The following is a 20,715-nucleotide window of genomic DNA, read 5'->3' on the forward strand; positions in this document are numbered from 1 at the left end:
ATTGATTTACAATATAATAAAACCCTTATCCCAATGACTTGTTTAAAAGGAATTGCCGGACGCGATGCTCAGCCCAGGTAAACTCTTGTCTCCAAACTACAAAACCTGTATGGCCTCCTCTTTTGGGCATTTCAAGTGTAAGCTCCTGCATCTTTTCCGCAAGCTTGACCGGATAGCATTCAGGCCCCAGCAGTGGGTCATTGAGTGCATTTATCACCAAAGTAGGAATCGCTATTGAAGGCATCCAGTTATCCGCGCTGACTGATTTGTAGAAATCCGAAGCATCCTTAAATCCATGAAGCTTGGCTGTAAACAGTGTGTCAAAGGAATCAAAATCAGTGACTTTATCCAGTAGCTCCAGATCCAGTAACTCAGGAAACTGAGCTGCTTTCTCCCGGATCTTAAGTTTGAGTTTTCCCAAAAATCTATTCTTGTAAAAAGCATTACTCCGTAGTTTCAGCGTGGTGGCACTGGAAAGTAAATTGCAGGGGGTAGAATAAACTGCCGCTCTTTTAATTTCCTTAGGCAAATCCCGGCCCTTTTCTCCCAGATACTTTAGCGTTTGGGCTCCTCCCATACTTATTCCGGTCAGGAAAATCTCCCTATAAGAATGATTTTCCAACACATGTGAAACGGTCGTTTCCAAATCATAGCTCGCACCATGATGGTACAGTATTGGTCTCAAATTAATTTCTCCTCCACAGGAACGGTTGTTCCAAGTCAATACGTCTACTTTTCTGGAATTAAACAACTTGACCATTCCTCTGACATAGTGCCTTTCAGAATCTCCCTCCAAGCCATGGGAAATAATTAGCAGCTTGGAACTTCCTACACGAGACCAATCCAAATTCAAAAAATCACCGTCAGGTGTGTCGATTTTCTCCCGTATATAAGATACGTCTGAGACTTTTCTGAACAAACTTGGAATAATCGTTTCCAAGTGTCCATTAAATAAATAGGCAGGAGGGCCATTGTAGGTAGATTCAATTATACTCATCAGGCTTCAAAAATAGAAAAGCTTTACTTAAATCGAACCTTAGAATACAGGCAGGGATTCCATGTGACATCTAAAATACTTTATAAACACATAAAATTCATTTTCTCTTAAAATCCCCAAGATACTTTTGCTTTACTTTTGTGATGTATAATTCTTCATAGGGTAATTTCAAAAGTGGAGCGGCGGGTGTCAGCTCCTTTTTTTATTGGGTCAAGTCATAGACACGTTTGATAGCTTGATCGAGCTTTTTATGCAAGCTCCGATAATGTACTTCAAATGCCGCTCCCTCAAACCCCTCATTTTCAATAATATTTTTGCCTACTTGAAGTTCTGTTATGATGTGGGAAAGTTCAAACATGCTTAGTGTAGGCTTTAGTTTATGGCGAATTTGCTGAATTTTAGTGTCATTTTTTTCGATAGAGCCTTCGGTATATTTTTCTTTGAGTTCGAGAAGTCCTAAATAAATTGCCAAAGTCAATTCCTTCTGAAATTCCTTATCACCATCTGATATTTCGCAGATACGCTGATCAAGTTCAGGATAAATTTGTTCCATAGTGATTAATTGGATGAGGCTATTCCAGCAAGAAATCCTGTAGACCAGGCAGCCTGAAAATTAAAACCACCGGTAATCCCATCTATATTCAAGACTTCACCGGCAAAGTAAAGATTGGGATGAAATTTACTCTCCAAAGTTTCAGGATTTACTTCATTTAATGAAATCCCACCTGCAGTTACAAATTCCTCCTTAAAAGTGGTCTTTCCTTCAACCTTTAAAATATAGCAAAAAAGATTCTGTACCAACTTATTGATTTGCTTTTTGGATAGCGTACAGAATAATTGTCCCACTGCTATTTCTGAACGTATACAGAAATGCTCCCAAAGCCTAGATGGAATATCAAAAAGTGAATTGCCCATTACTTTACGGTGAGGATGGGCAAGAATGTAATTTCTGATGTGTATACTGTATTCTTCTTCTCCAAATGCTCCGTTCCAATTTATCAATGCCGTAGCTACATAATTCCTGTCTCTCAACCACTGCGCTCCAAATGCCGACAATTTCAAAACTGCAGGGCCACTCACTCCCCAGTGAGTCACCAAAACAGGTCCTCGATAGGTTAGCTTAGTTCCTTCGATTTTTACTAACCCATCTGTGACGGATAGCCCCATAAGCTCCCTAAGAGATTCTTTGGGTGTATTAAAGGTAAACAATGAGGGAATTGGATCTAAAATACTGTGATTTAGATTTTTGAGAAAGGAATAACTATCCGACTTGGGATGCCCGCCTGTCGCTACGATTAGCTTATTGACTAAGAAAATCCCTTCATCCGTATCAAGTTTGAAACCGTTTGGGTCAGGAATTATAGTCTTAACCCCGCACGATTTCTTAATGGTAACTTTTAGTTTCCGGGCTTCTTTAAGCAAGACATCAATAATAGATTGGGATGAGTCCGACACCGGAAACATCCTACCATCAGCTTCCACTTTCAATTCCACCCCCCTAGTTTCGAACCATCTGATGGTATCTTCTGATTTGAATTTGGTAAAAACGCACTTTAGGAATTTCTCTCCCCTTGGATAATTCTTGACCAATTTTGAGATCTCCATCGGCTTATGTGTCACATTGCACCTTCCTCCTCCGGAAACTTTCACCTTTGACAGCAGCTTGGGGGATTTTTCAAAAATGGTAACTTCTCTATCCGTTGCACTTGCATGGATTGCAGCAAAAAAACCCGCAGCTCCACCACCAATTACACCTATCTTCAAAACCTATATTCCATTGGATTATACTTAATTAAACTAATCATCTTTTTTTCGTAAATGAGCCCAAAATCCCTCTTGTCAATTCCCTGAAAATAGTTCTTCCCAACTGCCGCACCATGGTATTTTTGCTCAATTCCTCAATCAATGACTCATCTTGAGCGGTTCTTCTTGTACTTCTGGCAGTCACATTCGGCCCCGGCAATTCGGCTTTTTTCTGCACCTCTTCCAGTTCAGCCATTTTCTTCTCCAGCAACTCAAAGGCACTCTCCCGGTCTATTTCCTGATTGTACTTGTAAATCAACGTAGAATTTTTGACTACTTCATCTATTTCCACAGCATTCAAAATATCCATTCTAGTGATCGGAGCTCTGACCAATGTATGGGCAAGGGGTGTGGGAATGCCTTTTTCATTCAAAGCCGTGACTAAAGCCTCTCCAATTCCCATAGCTGTCAATACTGCAGAAGTCTCATAATAAGGTGAGTCCGGATAATTTTCTGCTGTTTTGGTAATAGCCTTCCTGTCCTTAGCTGTAAAAGCCCTTAACGCATGCTGCACTTTCAACCCTAACTGTCCCAATATAGTATCCGGAACATCGGTGGGAGTTTGAGTACAAAAATAAACACCCACTCCTTTTGACCGGATCAACTTAACAATCGCCTCAATCTTATCAAGCAGATCTTTGGATGCCTTGGAAAATACCAAATGAGCTTCGTCAATAAAAAGACAAAGCTTTGGTTGATCCGCATCGCCCTGCTCGGGAAAAGTTTCATAAATCTCCGAAAGTAAGCTAAGCATAAAGGTGGAAAATAGCTTAGGACGGTTTTGAATATCAGTCAAACGAATGACTGAGATTATCCCCTTGCCCTCTTTGGTTCTCAAGAAATCCTCTACTTCAAATGACCTTTCTCCGAAAAATCGCTCAGCCCCTTGTTGTTCAAGTTCGATGATTTTCCGCATAATAGTATTCACCGAAGCCGATGAGACTTGGCCAAATTCCTTTTGAATCGCTTCCTTGCCTTCATTGGTGATAAACTGCAACACACGCTTTAAGTCTTTCAAGTCTATCAAAGGCAAGTGATGTACATCGCAATAGCGAAACACAAGTGAAATCACACCGCGTTGCGTATCATTCAGTTCAAGTATCTGGGCTATGAGAACTGGCCCAAACTCCAAGACAGTTGCCTTCAGTCTTACTCCTTTTTCGTCAGAGATGGACATCAGTTCTATGGGCATCCCCATCGGCACGTAGTCTACCCCGATTACCTGAGACCTGTTTTTGATAAAATCATTTGCAGTTCCAGGCTGGGCGAGCCCGGAAAGATCTCCTTTCAAATCCATCAAAACCGAAGGAACTCCTTTCAAAGCCAACTGCTCAGCAATCACCTGCAAAGTTTTCGTTTTCCCTGTTCCGGTGGCACCGGCGATTAGTCCATGCCTATTCATAGTTTTCAGTGCTATTCTGACTTGGGCACCGGTCACGGGCACTCCATCCAATACGCCCGTTCCGAGAATTATTGAGTCTTTCTTATATTTCTGACCTTCGGTCAAATGGTTGATAAATTCTTCTGTCTTACTCATTGCCGAACTGATTGTTAAACCAAACTACAAAAAAACCTTAATGCCTGGAGCAAAAAGGTTTTCAATGAATTTAAAGTATCCTTAAAACGATTAATAGGTAACCATCGGTTCAAGAACCTTAGCCTGCTCTATAAAGTCTGACACTTTAGAAGCTGGGGGCACCACTCTTGTTAGTCCTTTTTCCTCTTGGGTTTTCACAAGGGCTTCATAAAGATTTTCAGCATTCCTAGTTCTCAATTCCTTCACGGTATCTACTCCGGCTGCCTTAAGAAGCTCGGCAAATTGACTTGCTACTCCATTAATTCTAAAAAGATCAGCCATATTCACCCACACAAGAATTCTACTTTCATCCAAACCGGATGCTTCTGCAATAGCTTTTCTTCCGGACTTAGATGCGCCTTTTTCCAATAAGCCTTCCACAGTGCTTATGTTTGCAGCCGCAAGTTTTTCTTTCATTGCAGGGCCTATGCTTTCGATCATTGTAATTGGTTTTCCCATTTCTCTGTATTTTAGGGTTTATGTATTATGACTAATAGCTCTGTAAGCTCCACATATTGATAATAAAACTGTGATTAGAATATCCCTCTAAAATAAAGACAATTTTTAACTTCCAAAATCCATTTGGGGGAATAGGATGACAATACCCTTTTTGGAAACATTAACTTTACGATATAGAAACTTCTACCTTTATTGCTTCATAAGAAAAAACAATATCCCGTGAGCTGTAGACTTTGCCTTCCCCTATTCTTATTCACCTTTGTTTTAACAACTGCACTCTGCCAAGTCTCACTGGGACAAATCGGTCCAAATCTAGGGCAAACAGATCATTGGATGAAGGGAGCAAAAGCGGCGATTGAGAGAAATGACTATGAGACTGCAAATTCAATTTTCAGAAACCTGATTGATTCAGGCCAACCTCTTCCTGAGGAAATGCCTTATTTATTTGCAGAGACACTTTTTGAACTTAAGCAATATGACAACTCAGCCAATTTTCTCAATAAATATATAGAGTTGACAGGCTTCACAGGCTCTCATTATAAAGGAGCACAAGAACTTCAGGAAAGATTGAAAAAACCGTTGAAAGAAATTCAACAATGCCAGCTTTGTGACCGTAGGGGCTATCGCTTTAAGACTTGTTTTACCTGTGAAGGAAAGCGGCAGATCGAGCAGGATTGTCACTATTGCAAAGCAAAAGGAGTGGTAGGCTGTAGCCGCTGTAGCGGATCAGGTATGATCACTAAAATGAATATCTTCAAAATCGTAGAGTACTTCGAGTGTGACAGATGTGCAGGTAAGGGAAGACTTACTTGCCCGGTATGTGAAGGAAGCCTGAAAGAAGTAAGTTCCTGTCAAACCTGTAATGGTAATGGGAAATTAAGTTCTGAAGACATCTGTAACCATGAAGACCTATCGCATGAGCATGAACATTGATATAATCACTATTTCGGAAAGTAATATGTGGGTTATACTATCCGGTTTTTTGACATAGCAAGAGAAATTACAACCACTCGTCAAACACGAATGGCTACGGGAATATCACTAAGCTATATCCTCCCGGTTAATAGCCACTCTTTCCTTTAATTGATCAAAGTTAATTCAGCAAGTACCGGCAAATGATCTGAAGCATATGTTTCCTGAATCACCCTATGACTTTTGACAGCAAAATCTTCAGCCCCTCTATACATAATAAAGTCTATGGTCTTTTTGGGATTAATGACAGGTATGGTTGGAGCACAGTCATTTTTACAGGTACGGGTAAAACTCCCATCCAATAAGCGGATCGGAGCACTGTCGGGTGTAGAGTTAAAATCGCCAACCAAAATTATCGGGGATGTTTCCTCACTAAAATACTCTCCAATTTTCTCTGCTTGAGAAAGGGAATTAGTGGCACTGCTGAAATCCAAATGGGTATTGGCAAACTGAAAACGCACCCCCTCTTCCAATGTGACCGTCGCCAGTGAAATAGTCCGTTGCTCTGTTCCTTCCTCTGCGGGCAGTAAAACGGTTTTGGTATCCGATAGCGGATATTTTGAAAGTATGGCCGTTCCATATTCACCTCCTTGGTAATCTATCCCTTTGGAGAAATAGAAGTAAGGCATTCCAACCAATTCTGCGAGCTCTTTGGCCATATGCAAATCTGATCCGGAACGGGAAGTGAAAACATCCACCTCCTGAAGCCCCACCACTTCCGCTTCGCTTTCTTTGATCACCTTAGCTATTGCATCCAGATCTATTAAGTCAGGTCTTGACGGTGGATTGCTATGGTGGATATTGTAAGAGAGCACTTTAATAGATTTCCCTTGCTGCTCGCCCGGAATGGGAGTCGGAGGCTTGGCAGTTGGCTCTGAATTGGCACAGGCCGAAAAACCAAACAATAAATGGAATAGAAGAATATACTTAGACATAGTGGAAATTAGTTGATAAAGCCCGGTCCATCATACGGACCGGGCTAATGACTTACCAGTTTGGATTTTGGGATAAGTTAGGATTCAGATCCCGCTGTGCCAAAGGAATCGGCCACAGGTAATGCTTGGAATCGTCAAATGTGTTACCACTGAGGAAAATAATATAACCATCTTCATCGGTGGGAACGTTTTCGACATCATTTTGACGAATAATAAATTCCTTTTTTATTCCTTTAACATCCCTGGCCAACAGATCGCCACTTTTCCATCTCAGGATATCAAAGTAACGCTGTCCTTCCAGCACCAACTCTATTCTTCTTTCCCTTCTGACTTCCTCCCGGAGATCCATCCCCCAAGAGGCCAATTCCGAAATAATCATAGGATGCATTCCCACTCTTTCACGAAGTAGATTAATTGTCTGGTCCAAATCATCTTGTGTGAGAGTTCCCTGTTCCAATTTAGCCTCAGCATAATTAAGCAAGATCTCCGCATATCGCATGATAATGATATCATTCTCATCCCGATTATAGGTAGGGACAGCATCCAGATCACAATATTTAGTAAAATAGTAGCCTGTTGGAGTGACTGAGCCTTGCCTGTCTTGATTGAATTTAGGGGCTGTAAAAATGGTATTATCCGTGTTTTCAGGATTTCCATCCTCCCTGCCTCCCCATAGACTCCCCGGAGAAAGAATCGTCATTTTCATCCTGGGATCTCTATGTTCAAACAGACTGTCATAAGTCGTTTCATTATACAATGGTGAATCTTGAATTATTTTACCGTCTATACAGAGGTAAGAATCAACCAGAGATTTGGTTGGATTCCATCTTGCAGACTGGTCCGGAACATGAATCTCACGACTGAGATTATGCATGCTGATATCAGTGGTATAAATTCTACTGAACATGGTCTCTCTGTTTGAGGTAGTTTGGGAGGCATCGCTTTCAGTCATGAAAAGCTCATAATAGTCGGGATAAAGTTCATATACGCCCAAATCCATTACTTGCCTGGCTGCAGACTCTGCCACATCATATTTTTCATAAAAGAGCGCTACTCTTGATTTCCAGCCCAATGCTGTTCCTTTGGTGATTCTACCATAGTCCTGTGCCCCATACGATTCCGGGAGATCTTCGGCTATCGCCGTCAACTCATCCAGAATCCACGACACTATTCCGTCTCTGGAATCTCTGGGACCATATATTTCCGGATCGCCCACATTTAGCGCTTTGGTAATGTGCGGTACGTCGCCAAACAAAAAAGTCAGGTAGCTATATAAATAAGCCCGGATGAACCTAACCTCTCCGGCGTATCTTCTCTTCAGATCCTCATTGGGCATTTCCGCCTTATCATAATTCTCAAGAAAGTGATTGCATCTTCTTATCCCTTCATATGCCTGTGTCCATTCTGTATTGAGCGTTCCCAGATCATTGTTATAATTGCCGGTGGAAATCAGTCGATAGTTAGTTTGAGTAGGCCATACCGTATTATCCGCCATATTTTCCATATCCACGGTATTTTTTCCCTTGATAAAGTCATAGGTTCCGTTGACAGCCAAGAGCAACTGCTCTTCGTTTTGCCAGAAATTCGTATCGGAAATAGCATCCAAAGGCTCCCGATCCAAAAAGTCATCGTTACAGGATTGCATCCCAATTGCCATAATCAGGATTGCTATGGTTAGTTTGATATTTTTCATCTTTATACGTGTCTTGGTGAGCATTATTTAAGTCCAATATTTACACCCATGGTGAAGGTCTTTGCCTGGGGATAATAACCTCCCGCCGAAAGCGGTGATTCCGGATCATATGCGTAATAAAAATTCGTTTTGGTCAATAAATTATCTCCGGAGAAATACACCCTGAACTTATTGACACGAAGCCTATCGAGAAGATGGGCAGGAAGCGAATAGCCAATCTGAAGGTTCTTTAGTCTCAAATACGAAGCATCTTCCAACCAATATGATGATACCCGGGAATTATAAGTTTCTCCGAAAATCAGCCTAGGATAAGATGCATCTGTGTTATCCGGCGTCCATCGGTCTCTGTGGATAGTCTGAGGATACATTGAAGAACTTTTAAAAGCATGCCTTGCATTATCATACAGATACCCCACCGCTTTACCCACACCTTGAAGGAAAAATGACATATCAAAGCCTTTCCAGCCTATATTTCCCCTTATGGAATAGGTGTAGCGGGGAAAAGCATTGCCGAGTACTCTTCGATCTCCCTCAGCAGTGATTTCTCCATCTCCATTAAGATCTTCATACACCAAGTCACCCGGTGCAAATTTGCTAATCTCACTTGCCGTCACCGGAATAGTTGGAACCAACTCCCCATCTATCAAATCAAAATCACTCTCCTGAGCCAATCGAGTGGCCACAAATCCGTAATACGAGCCACTCGCATGCCCTACCAGATTCACATTGGTTGCATAGGCAGGAGGAGTATCCCCCATGTCAAGGATTTTATTCTGCACATCAGACAGTTGGACGTTCAATCCGTATCGAAACTCTTTGATTTGATCCTGCCAGTCCAAGCTTACTTCCCATCCCTTGTTTTCTACAGCTCCTGCATTGATATCACTTGGAGTGATGCCCAATACCGAAGGTTGGGGAACCCGCAATAAAATATTTTTTGTCTGCTTGTTAAACCAGTCTCCTACGAACGACAATCTCCCTTCGAAAAAGTAAAGGTCCAACCCAATGTTTAGCATTTGAACAGTCTCCCAAGACAGGTTTGTCCCTGCCGAAATAGTCTGGGCAAACCCATTGGTCCGCTGATCACCAATCGGCATGGTCTCCACAGCATTCAGTACAGGCAAATATGCGTAATACTCCGCATAGCCAGTCATATTGCTGAGGTATTGGTTTCCCAATTCCCCAAATGACACCCTGGCCTTCCCATCATATACCACCTTCTTCAACCCCTCAAAAAATCCCTCATCCGAAAATCTCCAGCCTGCGGAGAATGAAGGGAAAAACTTGTACCGATTATTCTCTGATAGACGGGAAGAACCGTCATATCTCCCATTCAACTCAAGTAAATATTTACCCTTAAAATCATAATTCAATCTGGCAATACCTGATCTTAATGCCCAGTGATAGCCATCACCGCTGTTGCTCTGTACCGGATTTGTTCCCAAATTCAAAGCAGGCACATCCTCAGAGAGAAAATTTCGGCGAGTTGCCGAGAAAGACTCGTATCGTTGCCACTCCTGCTGGAATGCCAAAAGGACGGAAAAATTATGATCACCCCATGTGTTTTTATAATCCAATTGAGCCAGTGCATTTTGGTATCTGTTGACATAGTCCCTGATTTCCAAAGAATTTTCTTCTACATTAAACCAAAGAATATCTCCGGAATCAGGATGACGGTGAACCACTTTTTTCACGAAAGTCTCTCTTCTTGAATTACTCATTACCTGACCATATTGACCCTTGATGCTGAGGTTTTTATGGAGATTGATTTGAGCGGTAATATTGGCGGTGAATTCTTGGGAAGAAAAAACATTGCTGCCTCCGTCTGTGGCTATTGCCACAGGATTGTTGGAACCGCCACCGTATCCCCATTCTCCATTGGTGTACCTTACAGGGACTAAAGGAGAAATAGTCAGAGCTCCCCTTATCACACCTCCAGCCGCTTCTGTGGCCCACTGAGGGGAATGATATACCCTATCGATATACCCGATGTTTGCATTAAGGTCAACCACATCCAGCAAGGTGGTATTTAGTTTAAACCGGAGGTTGTTTCGTTTGGAAGAATATGCATCACCAATTACTAATCCGTCTTGATTTAAGTGTCCGTAGGACACTAAATAACTTAGATTTTCGGCACCTCCCGATACAGAGACATTGGTTTGATGCTGAGGAGCTCTAGTTCTAAAAACTTCTTCTATCCAGTTGGTATTGGCAGAAAAATTAGGATCAGATCCGTCTATTACTTTTTGAATATCTTCAGGGGAATATGTTTCCGACTGCCCCACATTCCTCAAAGCCTCATTCTGTAGCTGCATCATCTCCACCGAGCCTAACATATCCGGCATCTGCAGTGGTTGCTGGATCCCGAAATAACTATTAATACTAATCTGAGGTGCTCCTTTTCTTTTTCCTGATTTCGTGGTTATCAAAATCACTCCATTTGCTCCCCTAGAACCATAAATTGAAGCTGATGCCGCATCTTTTAAAACTGAAACAGATTCAATATCATCAGGATTGAGAATATTCATATTGCCTTCAATTCCATCAATAATGACCAATGGATTTGAATTATTGATACTACTCAATCCTCTTATCCTGATGCTGCCGTTGTCCTGCCCAGGCATGGCAGTATAGTTTTGTACGACCAGGCCCGGCATCAAGCCTTGAAGTAAATTGGAAGTATTGGTCGTGGGTCTGTTTTCCAAATCCTCGCTGGTAACCATCTCCACCGCACCCGTAACGTTCACTTTCTTTTGCTCCCCAAAACCCACAATAACCACCTCATCCAGTGCTTTGGTATCACCGCCCAGGTAAACAGTAATCGTCAAATTGTCACCCAGTAGAATCTCTTGGGATTCATATCCTATAAAACTTATTACCAAGGTCTGCCCCGCTTCAGCGTTTAATTCAAAACCACCGTTTGCATCTGTCACGGTACCTGTGGTGCTTCCTTTTATCTGTACAGTAGCTCCCGGCAGAGGCTCATCGCTTTCCCCATCCATTACAGTCCCGGAATAGAGCTGGAATTCAGGAGTTTTCTTCTCTAATCCTGCCTCCTTCTCCTTAATGGCAATCATAGAGTTTATCTGCTTAAAACTCAGGTCGGTCGATCTTGAAATATGCTCCAGCACTTTCAAAAGCGATTTTTCTCCTCCTGTTATCGGTACTTTTATCTTATTTGGATTGATTGCCTCATTATAGGTAAACAGAAAATCAGTCTGACTTTCTATTGCCGATAAAATCTGCTTCAGATTGGTATAATTTGAATTGAGCCTGACTTTGGTAGATTCAAGATCTTGTCCGCTTGCATTACCGGCTAAGAGGGAAGTAGTAAGTAGGCAGGATATAAATACACTGTAAAATAGCCTCATAAGCCCGGGCTTTACTTTTTTTAGTAAGCGTGATTGCATAATTTTGTAATGTTTAAATAAGAGTTTAGACACAAGGAAGTGTACCTGTAGACTAACCTATACAGGGCGTTTCAGAATGATTTGCGGGGGTGCTCCAACACTCCCGCATTTTCCTTTAACAAGATTTTCCTTTGATGATAATTCGGTTGTCGATGAATTCGTAGTCTACATGGCTAGCGTATTTAATGATGTCAAGAATATTTTTTAAGTTCTCATCTCGCTGTTTGAGCGTAATTCTACAGGTTAACAAACCGGGGTTCTCCACGGTGAATTCTACTCCATACCACCTACTCAGACTTTTTAGAACCTGTTCCAATGGTTCATTATCGAAATAAATATACCCCTGGGACCACATGGCAACAGACTCAGGATCAACCTTAAGCAGTTCCAGACTCTGGCTTTCGATATCGAATCTGGCCATGTCCCCTACCTGCAATTTCGCAGGGGCTAGCTTTGGATTTCCAAAATTGACCTGAACTATACCTGATTTAACAGCCACTTCCTGCTGCTCCTCATCTGAAAATGCCCGGATATTAAAAGATGTGCCCAATACCGTGGTTTTCATTTGCCCTGAGGAAATAACAAATGGACGTTTTTTATCAGAGGTTACATCAAAAAATGCCTCTCCCGTAAGTAAAATGTTTCTGGAACTATCTGAAAATTCTTTGGGATAAGAAATCGAACTGTTAGAATTTAATCTTATCGTAGTACCGTCGACCAAGGTGATGGTAGCCTTCTGGCCATCAGCCGTTGCTTTAGTGATCAATTCGATGTTTTTCTTTGAAGCAGGATTTAACAGCCAAAATGCCAATATGCCTAGAAATAGAATAACGCCAATACAAGCCGCTCCTTTCCATCTCCACCAAGGTTCAGCTATATGTACTTCCCTAGAAGTAGGAATGTAAATCCCCTCTTCTATGCTTTTCCAAGCTGTATTATCATCTTGGAAATCGGAAGATTTTAAATTTTCCGATTGAGCAAGCAGTCTTAAAAACTGAGCGTATTCTTCGGCAAATTCCGAGTCACTCTTAAGCCTCTTATCAAAAAAATCAGCCTCCTCAGGAGATAATTCCTCCAGCAGGTAATTCTCAAAATATTTTAAATTTTTGAAGTTAATGTTTCCTTGCATACACAAGTAGGACACTATTTCTTCGCAATTCGACTATTCCAAATCGAAAAAAAACCAGGAAAGTTTAATTTTTCAACTTGATAGTACCATCTAAGCTAGATATGGCTGTTCTCAGTTGGTTTTTGACTGTGCTCTCAGCTATCTGCAAAGTTTCGGCAATTTCCGCATTGGAAAATCCTGAATTGAGTTTTAATTGAAGAATCAGCTTTCTCCGCTCAGGAAGGGTATTTGCGAATGTGTCGAGTTTATCTTGAAATTCCTTGAATTCCATCTGTTCATCCGGAGTCAGCTCTGTACTTACCAAAACCTCACTATAGTCTTCGTAATTCATCATTTCCATTTTCCTACCACGAAGATGATTGAGTGAAGCATTTTTTATGGATTTAAACAAATAGGCTTTGAGAGATCCCTTGATGACAATCTGGTGGCGCTGATTCCAAAATCTGATGAAAAATTCTGTTACAAGATCAGAAGCAACGTCTGAAGGCAAGACATAGAACTTTGCAAACTCACAAAGACCATTGTAGTACTTTTCAAAAATGAATTTTAATCCAACCGTATTGTTCGCGGAAATCTGTACTAAAGCCTCCTTGTCTTCATTACTCAACATATATGCAACAAATATACTTTTGGGTTCTAAACTGAAACGGCCTTTAATATTATCAAATAGTTAAAAGTCAAAGTATAAATTATTTCTTAAGAAACCATTTCTATCAAAAAAATTCGTCTGGACTGTAGACCGGGCCAAAGCCCGGCTTTGATTTTTTTACTAACCATCAGACCCTTCGTATCATCCACAGCATCCTTGTTTCTGTCTCAACACTGATGTTTTTGCGGGTTAAAGAAGAATGAAAATTCTTAAGCAATGCCGGTAAAATATTTCATGGAAGCTAAAGATGAACTTAAAAGTAAAGATCAAAGTATCGCTCTAAAACCGGGAGAATTAATTTCAGCTTCAAAGTATTTGGACTTCCTGCGGAACCATCAAAAAAAGTGTGCAGCCCTGACTAGATGCTACCGCATGCTTAAAATTAGCCGGAGTATATAAATAATCGCCCTTCCTGAAAGCAGTCCCCTCAATTTCACATCCTCCTTCAAGTACCAGTATTTCTTCACCTCCGGGGTGATTGTGATAAGGATACCTTGACCCCTGTTCAAACTTCAAAAGAAAAGTGACCGGTCTTTTCCCTTCTTCATCAAATCTAAGTGGCATCCAGCTAATCCCCGTACAATCTATTCCTTTCTCTACCAAGGGTGACCATTTTGTGGATGATGTCTGTACAATGTAATCATGAATATCCGTGCTCATGTCATTAAATTTTAAGTTTATAAATCAGGTTTAATTGAATCCCCACAATGCCTTGCTATTTGAGCTCCCTGCAATGCGGTAAATATCTTATGCAAAACTCCACAAGATTTCACCCTTTCGGAATAGAGGATTCCGGAAAAAGCATGTAAGATTTAGCCTACTCGTTCCCGGTAGACTTTTGGGGATACTCCGATGTGTTTCTTGAAGAAGTTTGAAAAGTATAATGGATCTTTAAATCCAAGTTGAAAAGCAATCTCTTTCACGCTTAAGCTTTCATAAACCAGCAGTCTTTTCGCTTCCGACGTGATCAATCCGTAGATGACCATCTGTGCAGTTTTGCCTGCGTGGATTTTGGCCTGGTCATTTAATTTTTGTTCGGTGGTTTTCAGCTTTTCCGCATACTGTGCCAATGTATAAGTAGAATCAAAACTACCTCTTACCAGTTCTAGAAATTTTAGCAGCAAAGCATCCGGTTTCCATATCTCGTCCCCCCGGCTGATCTTTGAGCGGTTGATCTCCACCAAAATCAACTCAATTCTTGAATGTACAGATGTAAGGTATTGATAGGGTTCCTCTTTCAGCTCCTGATCAATACGTCTGAATTGCTCATCCAACTCTTTGAAATTACCTATCGGTATAACCTGATTCTCATCGAAGTGGCAGAAAAGGCCATTTTCAAAAATCAGCTCTACATCCTTATCGTCCTTACAAAAAAAATCATAGGTGAATTCAAGGACATATCCATCTGCACCGCTGCTTTCCTTAATAAAATGAATTTGCCCAGAAGTGATCGTTACCGTATCGTGTGTTGCAAGCTTGAAATCACTTCCATCTATCTGAACAATAAGACTACCCTCCCTACACCAGATCAATACATATTTCATGATCCGTCTAGGTTCTGCTAAATCAGTTTCGGATAAACGAAAAACACTTACCAAGAGAAATTATTGATTAAAGTTTCAAATATAACAGCAGTAGTTTCAGTCGCTCCTAAATTACGCTAACTCACGAATTTTGTTATTGCGGAATTGGTCTGTCAAGTAACCCCGACTGCAGAGTTGGCAAGAATATGAAATTATCGGCAAAATCCTATATCAACTACCTGAAGATGACCCACAGTCAATTGATATAGGTTTTAAGCTAACAATTGGTACCTCCATCAATTGTAAGCGATGCTCCTGTCACAAAGTGGGCTTCGGGACCGGCAATAAAAGCGACCATGGAGGCAATATCTTCCGGTCTTCCAAAGCTATTTTGCGCCATTAGCGCCAGCTGACCAGCCGCATGCTCACTGCCTGCGGGATTCATATCCGTGTCTACAGGACCGGGTTGGATGAGATTTGAAGTAATGCCTAGAGGCCCAAGATCCCTGGCGAATCCTTTTGTCAACCCTATAAGCGCTGACTTACTCATAGCATACAAACTTCCTCCGACGTCCGGCATACGATCTGCTTGGCAGCTTCCAATAGTTATTATTCTTCCACCTTGCTTTAGATGGGTGACGGCAGCCTGCACCGATGCAAAAACGCCCTTGACATTTACATCCATCACACGATCGTATTGTTCTAGACTAAGTTTGGAAATGTGATCGTATACGGCTATGCCTGCATTGTTCACCAAAATATCCAAGCCCCCAAAATGCTTCACGGTAAGCTGCACTGCAGCAATGGCTTGTTCCGCTAGACCTGAATCTGCCTGAATAGCTACCGCGCTTCCGCCTGCGGAATTGATTTCATCAACTAATTGATTGGCCATAACATCATTGTTCTGATAGGTGATCGATATTTTTGCTCCCTCAGCTGCGAGTTTTCTTGCGATGGCGGCACCAATTCCCCGGCTTCCGCCCGTAATCAATGCTACTTTGTTTTCTAATGTTTTCATGTGTTTATAATTTAATTTTTAATGGTCACATGGAATCTCGCATGGCTGATAATCATCACAGTGTGTGATCCCGTACGTACGGGATCATGCTCGATTTCATGTTTGTAAACCTAAATCATGCAGAGTAGTTTTGCAGACAACACGCAAATTGTTAACTACTAACAAAAAAGTAAGTATGCGAAAAAAGGAAAATTCAACCAATTCCATAAATGAAGCTAACCAAATCAAAAATTGTGGAGTAGTATATGCGTTGTCCCTTATCGGAGGTCGGTGGAAACCGACAATTTTGTTCAGTCTGCCGGATGCAAAACAACGATACAACGAACTGCTAAAATCGATAGAGGGTATTTCTGAGCGTATGCTGGTCGCCCAACTGCGTGAGCTTGAAGCTGATGGTCTGGTGAACCGAAGAGTATTTGCTGAAGTTCCTCCTAGGGTGGAATATGAATTGACCGATAAAGGCCGGTCTACTGAAAGAATCCTTAGAGAGCTTTCCTCGTGGGGTATTCTTCAACGCAGTGATGGCCATCATGACTGTTAGCACATGGGCAGCAGCAAAGCAGGTGGATTTCTAAAGCAATTAAAACCGTATTGTACAGATATAGGACCAACTAATAAAAAGAAACTGTAGGGGAATTCTAAACCATAAATACACAATGCCATTTCCATCAAAATACTTTCTGATCTCGATCATTTGTTTAGAGAGATGGAGTTTGTATTACTTCTTGGTCAAAACTTTGGAGTTAATTCCTGCTCTACTGCTTTGATTCGCAATAGAGCAGGATCAGAAAATCTGAAAAGGCTAAATTAAGGATTTTGCATCTTTGGCAAGTCTTGGCTTGAACAGGATTTACAGTACCATACGGTTACCCGAGGAATTCCCTGCTAGTTTTTCAAGTACTGCTTGAGTATGCTGTAAAGTAAGGCTGGGTTTAATCAGTTCCTTAAAGAACGGAATCGGCGATTTTCCTTCTGCTATCCTACGGGGCCAATCCGGGTTGGCCAATGCAGCCCTGCCTATAGAAATCAGATCTGCCTGTTGGCTAGAAATCAAAGATTCTGCGATTTGTACGTCATGCAGCCCCCCGTTGGCAATAATGGGTACACCTGTTATTTTTTTCGCCAAACCACTGGAAGAGCTTCCGTCCCCATACAGGCATTCTCGCGCCCAATTCCCTCCCTCAGCTGCTATATGGAGATAATCCGCGTGCAGTCCTTTTAATACGGTAAATATTTCTACTGCAGCTGTAGATCCACCCGGCCATCGATACCTGAGGTCGTTTACTTTGCTTTCCGACAGTCTGATGCCCACTATAAATTTTGCGGGCACCGCTTCTTTCACAGCAGTGTAAACTTCCATCAGAAATCTCAGCCGGTTATAGGTATTACCGCCATACCGGTCTGTACGTAAATTGGTGTGCGGGGTAAGAAACTGATCAAATAAATACCCGTTGGCGGAATGCAGTTCCACTCCATCAAAGCCGGCTTTACTAGCTAACAGGGCAGCTTGGACATACCCCTTCTTGACATCTGACAAATCTTCCTCAGACATTTCTTTTGGAATGGGGAATGGCCCTGTCAACCCATCCTTTTCGGTGGATCTTAGTCCTTTGGGCTGAACTGCGGAAGGAGCGATGGTTTTTGCACTGCATTGCGATAGCGCTCCTCCGTGCATCAGTTGGCCGATGATTAGGGCATCTGATTTATGAACTCCTGCTGCCACTTTTTTCCATCCCTCCATTTGTTCCTCATTTACCAAGCCGGGCTGATTGAGGTCAGTTTGACTAAAGAGGCTATCGGTATAAATGCCTTCCGTGATTATCAAGCTGAAACCTCCCCGGGCAAAAGCTTGGTAGTAGTCAACCATCGCTTCGGTAGGAACTCCCGCAGACGTGGCACTTCTTCTGGTCATGGGGGCTACCACCAAGCGGTTACTGAGTTGATGCCCTTCTAATTGGATTTGATTAAACAAGCTGTTTGTTGACATGGTGTTGAATTTATTTGGAATTCAAATTTGCCAATAACGCCACCAAGCCACGTATAACTAATTTAATTTAAACGCTTAAACTAGTTTAATATCCGGCTAATTGCCTTTCCTTATCCTGCTTAAGAAAACAGGAGTAATACCTAGATAGGATGCGATGTGTTTTTGGGGCATGCGCTGTTCCAGTGTGGGATATTTTTGGATCAAGGCATTATATCGATCTGCTCCGTTCATGGAAATAGCATTTAGAATGCGTTGATCCTGCGCCATACAGGCATTTTGATGCATGATCCTCCAGAATCTTTCAAAAGCGGGGATATCCCGATATAGCTGGTCAAGACTTGTTTTATTAAGCTGAAGCAAGACAGAATGCTCAAGAGCCACTATATTTCTAGAGGCAGGTTCTTGTAGAAGAAAACTTGTAAAATCGGTGATCCACCAATCTTCGAAGGCAAAATGGAGCGTGTGGTCATTTCCTTTGTCATCCATATAGAAGGAACGCAAAAAGCCCTTGCATACAAAACTTTCGTATTGGCAGACTTCTCCCTGCTGAACCAAGTATTGCCTAGGTAAAATAGTGCGGACGGTGAGCAAAGAACTGAAATAATCCTGCTCTTCCTTGGTCAGCTGAATCCTTTTTAAGACGTGGTTGATAATAGATTGATACGCTGCATACTTTTCTCCGGAACCCATAAAATTCAATGTTAACTTACAAACTATTGCCCACATGGAATTCGGCATTGCAGTGGACCATGGTATAAATAACGGCCCATTAGGAGAATAAACCCAAATCCGGCTTACTCAATTTTAACCTAAGGCTATCTTTCGCCAACCCAGTGCGGATATATCATCGGTTGCTTTGATACCCTATTCAGTTCTTGCAGATCTTTTTCAGACAGCGTCAAGTCAGCAGCTTCCAGATTGTCTATCAATTGCTTTTCATTCCGTGCACCTATTATCACGTTGGAAACGGTGGGGTTGTGGAGTAACCAGGCAATAGCCACCTGAGGAATGCTTCTGTTCTTTTCGACTGCAATCCGTTCAAGCACATCAACCACATCAAAAATAAGCCCATCATTCACCGGCGGAGATCCCACGTCGCCACCGGATTTTATCCTGCCTTCTTCCATGGGTTTATTCCGTCTGATTTTCCCCGTTAAGCGTCCCCAGCCAAGTGGACTCCATACCATAAGGCCCATGTTTTGGTCTTGCAACAAGGGCATCAATTCCTGTTCATAATCCCGGCCGATCAATGAATAATATCCCTGATACACGATGTATTTTTCCAGATTTGCTTTTTCGGAAATGGAGAGGGATTTCATCAGTTGCCAAGCTGCAAGATTGGAACAGCCTATGTACCGTACTCTTCCACTCGATACCATCCGATCAAGGGTTCGCAAAGTTTCCTCTACAGGCGTGGTTTTATCAAAACCATGCATGAGAAACAAATCGATGTAATCAGTCTGTAATCTTGTCAAACTGTCCTCTAAAGCTTTGGTTAGGTGAAAACGGGATGCTCCTTTATCGTTCACGCCATCTCCCATTTGAAACGTGGCTTTGGTGGAAATGATGGCATCTTGTCTTCTGCTCCTGAGTGCTTCTCCCAATACAGACTCTGAATCGCCCTGTGAGTAAACATTGGCAGTATCAAAGAAATTGACCCCATGCTCTAAAGAAATATCTATAAGCCGTGAAGCCTCTTTAACATCCGTTTTTCCCCATTTCCCAAAGAATTCATTGGTACCTCCAAAAGTAGCGGTGCCTAAGCTGAGTACTGGGACTTTTAGTCCTGAATTTCCCAAGTTTTTGAATTTCATGATTTCCTTTTTATCATTTTGGATAGATTTAATGATACAAAGGTCTGTCAGTCTTCCCGGGGAAGACAGGATGTTCCTCACAGATTTGGTGTGCGATTTATCACACTAATTCAGGTCCAATCGGCTCAGGGTTTCCCTGCTCACACCTAAAAAAGAAGCAATCATCGTTTTGGGAAGACGGCGGATAAGTCCGGGATATTGTTCCAATAGATTATGGTATCGGTCTTGGGCTTTACTGCTGATCAGGCAAAGAACTCTCTTTTGAAGAGCAATGTATCCTGCAGTGGTTTTTATATGGAAGAAATGCTCCATTTTAGACAGCTCACGGCAAAGCTTGGTTTTGTTTTCCAATGTTATCGTATAAGTGGTAGCATCTTCCAGACAATCGATGGTAAACTTGGAGTTGGTACCATAGTGAAATGCTTCCAAATCGGTGATCCACCAATTTTCCATAGCGAACTGCACGATATGTTCCTTGCCGTCAGAAGCAATCCGTGCCGATTTCATCAATCCTTTTAGGATAAAAAAATTATACTTTACCGGATCATCCTGATGCACCACGATTTGATGCTTTTTGAAATTTTTCAGCGTGAAATGTGACAATACATAGGCAAACTCATCATCTGTAAGCTGGATGATTTCTTCTATATGCTCTCTTAAGATTTCCTTCATTAAGTGTTGGAGATGGTTTTCAAAGGTATATGCAGGAGGATCAATGCGCTATCATTCCCGAAAAAATAAAAAATGAAA

The 20,715-nt window shown here is 41.8% G+C and carries 19 protein-coding genes; 2 read left to right on the top strand and 17 right to left on the bottom strand.

The genetic code is table 11. The features are described from left to right. Positions 1 to 25: 25 nt before the first annotated feature. From ID165_RS09495 to ID165_RS09515, 5 genes are all read right to left on the bottom strand, one after another. A complete protein-coding gene (locus ID165_RS09495; RefSeq protein ID WP_192350101.1) occupies positions 26 to 997 on the bottom strand; it encodes a YheT family hydrolase in 972 nt (323 codons plus the stop codon). Positions 998 to 1,199: 202 nt separating this feature from the next. Then, complete coding sequence (locus ID165_RS09500; RefSeq protein WP_192350102.1) at positions 1,200 to 1,550, bottom strand: hypothetical protein; 351 nt, start codon at positions 1,548 to 1,550, stop codon at positions 1,200 to 1,202. Between the two features lie 5 nt (positions 1,551 to 1,555). Then, positions 1,556 to 2,761, bottom strand: coding sequence for an NAD(P)/FAD-dependent oxidoreductase (locus ID165_RS09505; protein WP_192350103.1), 1,206 nt, complete (start codon positions 2,759 to 2,761; stop codon positions 1,556 to 1,558). Positions 2,762 to 2,798: 37 nt separating this feature from the next. After that, positions 2,799 to 4,337, bottom strand: coding sequence for a helicase HerA-like domain-containing protein (locus ID165_RS09510; RefSeq protein WP_192350104.1), 1,539 nt, complete (start codon positions 4,335 to 4,337; stop codon positions 2,799 to 2,801). Between the two features lie 90 nt (positions 4,338 to 4,427). After that, positions 4,428 to 4,835 carry a DUF4332 domain-containing protein gene (locus ID165_RS09515; protein ID WP_192350105.1) on the bottom strand — a complete coding sequence of 136 codons (408 nt, stop codon included), beginning with the start codon at positions 4,833 to 4,835 and terminating at the stop codon, positions 4,428 to 4,430. Positions 4,836 to 5,168: 333 nt separating this feature from the next. On the opposite strand from ID165_RS09515, the gene ID165_RS09520 reads away from it, so the two are divergent. Further along, entirely contained in the window at positions 5,169 to 5,768 is a 600-nt protein-coding gene (locus ID165_RS09520) for a tol-pal system YbgF family protein (RefSeq protein ID WP_225587055.1), read from the top strand. 146 nt (positions 5,769 to 5,914) lie between these two features. Here the strand turns inward: ID165_RS09520 and ID165_RS09525 are convergent, their stop codons facing one another. The 8 genes from ID165_RS09525 to ID165_RS09560 form a co-directional block, all read right to left on the bottom strand. Further along, positions 5,915 to 6,742 (bottom strand): endonuclease/exonuclease/phosphatase family protein, encoded by an 828-nt coding sequence (locus tag ID165_RS09525; protein ID WP_192350107.1) that lies wholly within the window; start codon positions 6,740 to 6,742, stop codon positions 5,915 to 5,917. 52 nt (positions 6,743 to 6,794) lie between these two features. Continuing rightward, the gene (locus tag ID165_RS09530) at positions 6,795 to 8,435 is read right to left on the bottom strand and encodes a RagB/SusD family nutrient uptake outer membrane protein (RefSeq protein WP_225587056.1); all 1,641 of its coding nucleotides are present in this window, start codon (positions 8,433 to 8,435) and stop codon (positions 6,795 to 6,797) included. 23 nt (positions 8,436 to 8,458) lie between these two features. Beyond that, complete coding sequence (locus ID165_RS09535) at positions 8,459 to 11,806, bottom strand: TonB-dependent receptor (protein WP_192350108.1); 3,348 nt, start codon at positions 11,804 to 11,806, stop codon at positions 8,459 to 8,461. A 154-nt stretch (positions 11,807 to 11,960) separates the two neighbouring features. Next, on the bottom strand, positions 11,961 to 12,974 hold the full coding sequence (locus ID165_RS09540; RefSeq protein WP_192350109.1) for a FecR family protein: 1,014 nt from the start codon (positions 12,972 to 12,974) through the stop codon (positions 11,961 to 11,963). 64 nt (positions 12,975 to 13,038) lie between these two features. Continuing rightward, positions 13,039 to 13,584, bottom strand: coding sequence for an RNA polymerase sigma-70 factor (locus tag ID165_RS09545; RefSeq protein WP_192350110.1), 546 nt, complete (start codon positions 13,582 to 13,584; stop codon positions 13,039 to 13,041). A 345-nt stretch (positions 13,585 to 13,929) separates the two neighbouring features. Further along, positions 13,930 to 14,283 carry a cupin domain-containing protein gene (locus ID165_RS09550; protein WP_192350111.1) on the bottom strand — a complete coding sequence of 118 codons (354 nt, stop codon included), beginning with the start codon at positions 14,281 to 14,283 and terminating at the stop codon, positions 13,930 to 13,932. Between the two features lie 152 nt (positions 14,284 to 14,435). Further along, the gene (locus tag ID165_RS09555; protein WP_225587057.1) at positions 14,436 to 15,167 is read right to left on the bottom strand and encodes a helix-turn-helix domain-containing protein; all 732 of its coding nucleotides are present in this window, start codon (positions 15,165 to 15,167) and stop codon (positions 14,436 to 14,438) included. Between the two features lie 256 nt (positions 15,168 to 15,423). After that, a complete protein-coding gene (locus tag ID165_RS09560; RefSeq protein ID WP_192350113.1) occupies positions 15,424 to 16,164 on the bottom strand; it encodes a 3-oxoacyl-ACP reductase family protein in 741 nt (246 codons plus the stop codon). A 175-nt stretch (positions 16,165 to 16,339) separates the two neighbouring features. Here ID165_RS09560 and ID165_RS09565 point away from each other — a divergent pair, with 175 nt between their 5' ends. Beyond that, positions 16,340 to 16,705, top strand: coding sequence for a helix-turn-helix domain-containing protein (locus tag ID165_RS09565; protein WP_192350114.1), 366 nt, complete (start codon positions 16,340 to 16,342; stop codon positions 16,703 to 16,705). Positions 16,706 to 17,014: 309 nt separating this feature from the next. On the opposite strand, the gene ID165_RS09570 is transcribed toward ID165_RS09565, so the two are convergent. The 4 genes from ID165_RS09570 to ID165_RS09585 all read right to left on the bottom strand — a co-directional run bounded on the left by ID165_RS09570 (position 17,015) and on the right by ID165_RS09585 (position 20,637). Then, positions 17,015 to 18,151 (bottom strand): tRNA-dihydrouridine synthase, encoded by a 1,137-nt coding sequence (locus ID165_RS09570; RefSeq protein ID WP_192350115.1) that lies wholly within the window; start codon positions 18,149 to 18,151, stop codon positions 17,015 to 17,017. Positions 18,152 to 18,247: 96 nt separating this feature from the next. Beyond that, a complete protein-coding gene (locus ID165_RS09575) occupies positions 18,248 to 18,841 on the bottom strand; it encodes a Crp/Fnr family transcriptional regulator (RefSeq protein WP_192350116.1) in 594 nt (197 codons plus the stop codon). A 125-nt stretch (positions 18,842 to 18,966) separates the two neighbouring features. Continuing rightward, positions 18,967 to 19,965, bottom strand: coding sequence for an aldo/keto reductase (locus tag ID165_RS09580; RefSeq protein WP_192350117.1), 999 nt, complete (start codon positions 19,963 to 19,965; stop codon positions 18,967 to 18,969). A gap of 105 nt (positions 19,966 to 20,070) precedes the next feature. Next, the gene (locus ID165_RS09585; protein WP_192350118.1) at positions 20,071 to 20,637 is read right to left on the bottom strand and encodes a Crp/Fnr family transcriptional regulator; all 567 of its coding nucleotides are present in this window, start codon (positions 20,635 to 20,637) and stop codon (positions 20,071 to 20,073) included. Positions 20,638 to 20,715: the final 78 nt, after the last annotated feature.

The sequence above is a fragment of the Algoriphagus sp. Y33 genome (genome assembly GCF_014838715.1).
Classification (GTDB): Bacteria; Bacteroidota; Bacteroidia; order Cytophagales; family Cyclobacteriaceae; genus Algoriphagus.

Bases quoted from the DNA above. Each gene is read 5' to 3' on its own strand.
- ID165_RS09495 (WP_192350101.1), bottom strand. From the start codon at position 997: ATGAGTATAATTGAATCTACCTACAATGGCCCTCCTGCCTATTTATTT.
- ID165_RS09500 (WP_192350102.1), bottom strand. From the start codon at position 1,550: ATGGAACAAATTTATCCTGAACTTGATCAGCGTATCTGCGAAATATCA.
- ID165_RS09510 (WP_192350104.1), bottom strand. From the start codon at position 4,337: ATGAGTAAGACAGAAGAATTTATCAACCATTTGACCGAAGGTCAGAAA.
- ID165_RS09515 (WP_192350105.1), bottom strand. From the start codon at position 4,835: ATGGGAAAACCAATTACAATGATCGAAAGCATAGGCCCTGCAATGAAA.
- ID165_RS09520 (WP_225587055.1), top strand. From the start codon at position 5,169: ATGAAGGGAGCAAAAGCGGCGATTGAGAGAAATGACTATGAGACTGCA.
- ID165_RS09525 (WP_192350107.1), bottom strand. From the start codon at position 6,742: ATGTCTAAGTATATTCTTCTATTCCATTTATTGTTTGGTTTTTCGGCC.
- ID165_RS09530 (WP_225587056.1), bottom strand. From the start codon at position 8,435: ATGAAAAATATCAAACTAACCATAGCAATCCTGATTATGGCAATTGGG.
- ID165_RS09535 (WP_192350108.1), bottom strand. From the start codon at position 11,806: ATGAGGCTATTTTACAGTGTATTTATATCCTGCCTACTTACTACTTCC.
- ID165_RS09540 (WP_192350109.1), bottom strand. From the start codon at position 12,974: ATGCAAGGAAACATTAACTTCAAAAATTTAAAATATTTTGAGAATTAC.
- ID165_RS09545 (WP_192350110.1), bottom strand. From the start codon at position 13,584: ATGTTGAGTAATGAAGACAAGGAGGCTTTAGTACAGATTTCCGCGAAC.
- ID165_RS09550 (WP_192350111.1), bottom strand. From the start codon at position 14,283: ATGAGCACGGATATTCATGATTACATTGTACAGACATCATCCACAAAA.
- ID165_RS09555 (WP_225587057.1), bottom strand. From the start codon at position 15,167: ATGAAATATGTATTGATCTGGTGTAGGGAGGGTAGTCTTATTGTTCAG.
- ID165_RS09560 (WP_192350113.1), bottom strand. From the start codon at position 16,164: ATGAAAACATTAGAAAACAAAGTAGCATTGATTACGGGCGGAAGCCGG.
- ID165_RS09565 (WP_192350114.1), top strand. From the start codon at position 16,340: ATGCGAAAAAAGGAAAATTCAACCAATTCCATAAATGAAGCTAACCAA.
- ID165_RS09570 (WP_192350115.1), bottom strand. From the start codon at position 18,151: ATGTCAACAAACAGCTTGTTTAATCAAATCCAATTAGAAGGGCATCAA.
- ID165_RS09575 (WP_192350116.1), bottom strand. From the start codon at position 18,841: ATGGGTTCCGGAGAAAAGTATGCAGCGTATCAATCTATTATCAACCAC.
- ID165_RS09580 (WP_192350117.1), bottom strand. From the start codon at position 19,965: ATGAAATTCAAAAACTTGGGAAATTCAGGACTAAAAGTCCCAGTACTC.
- ID165_RS09585 (WP_192350118.1), bottom strand. From the start codon at position 20,637: ATGAAGGAAATCTTAAGAGAGCATATAGAAGAAATCATCCAGCTTACA.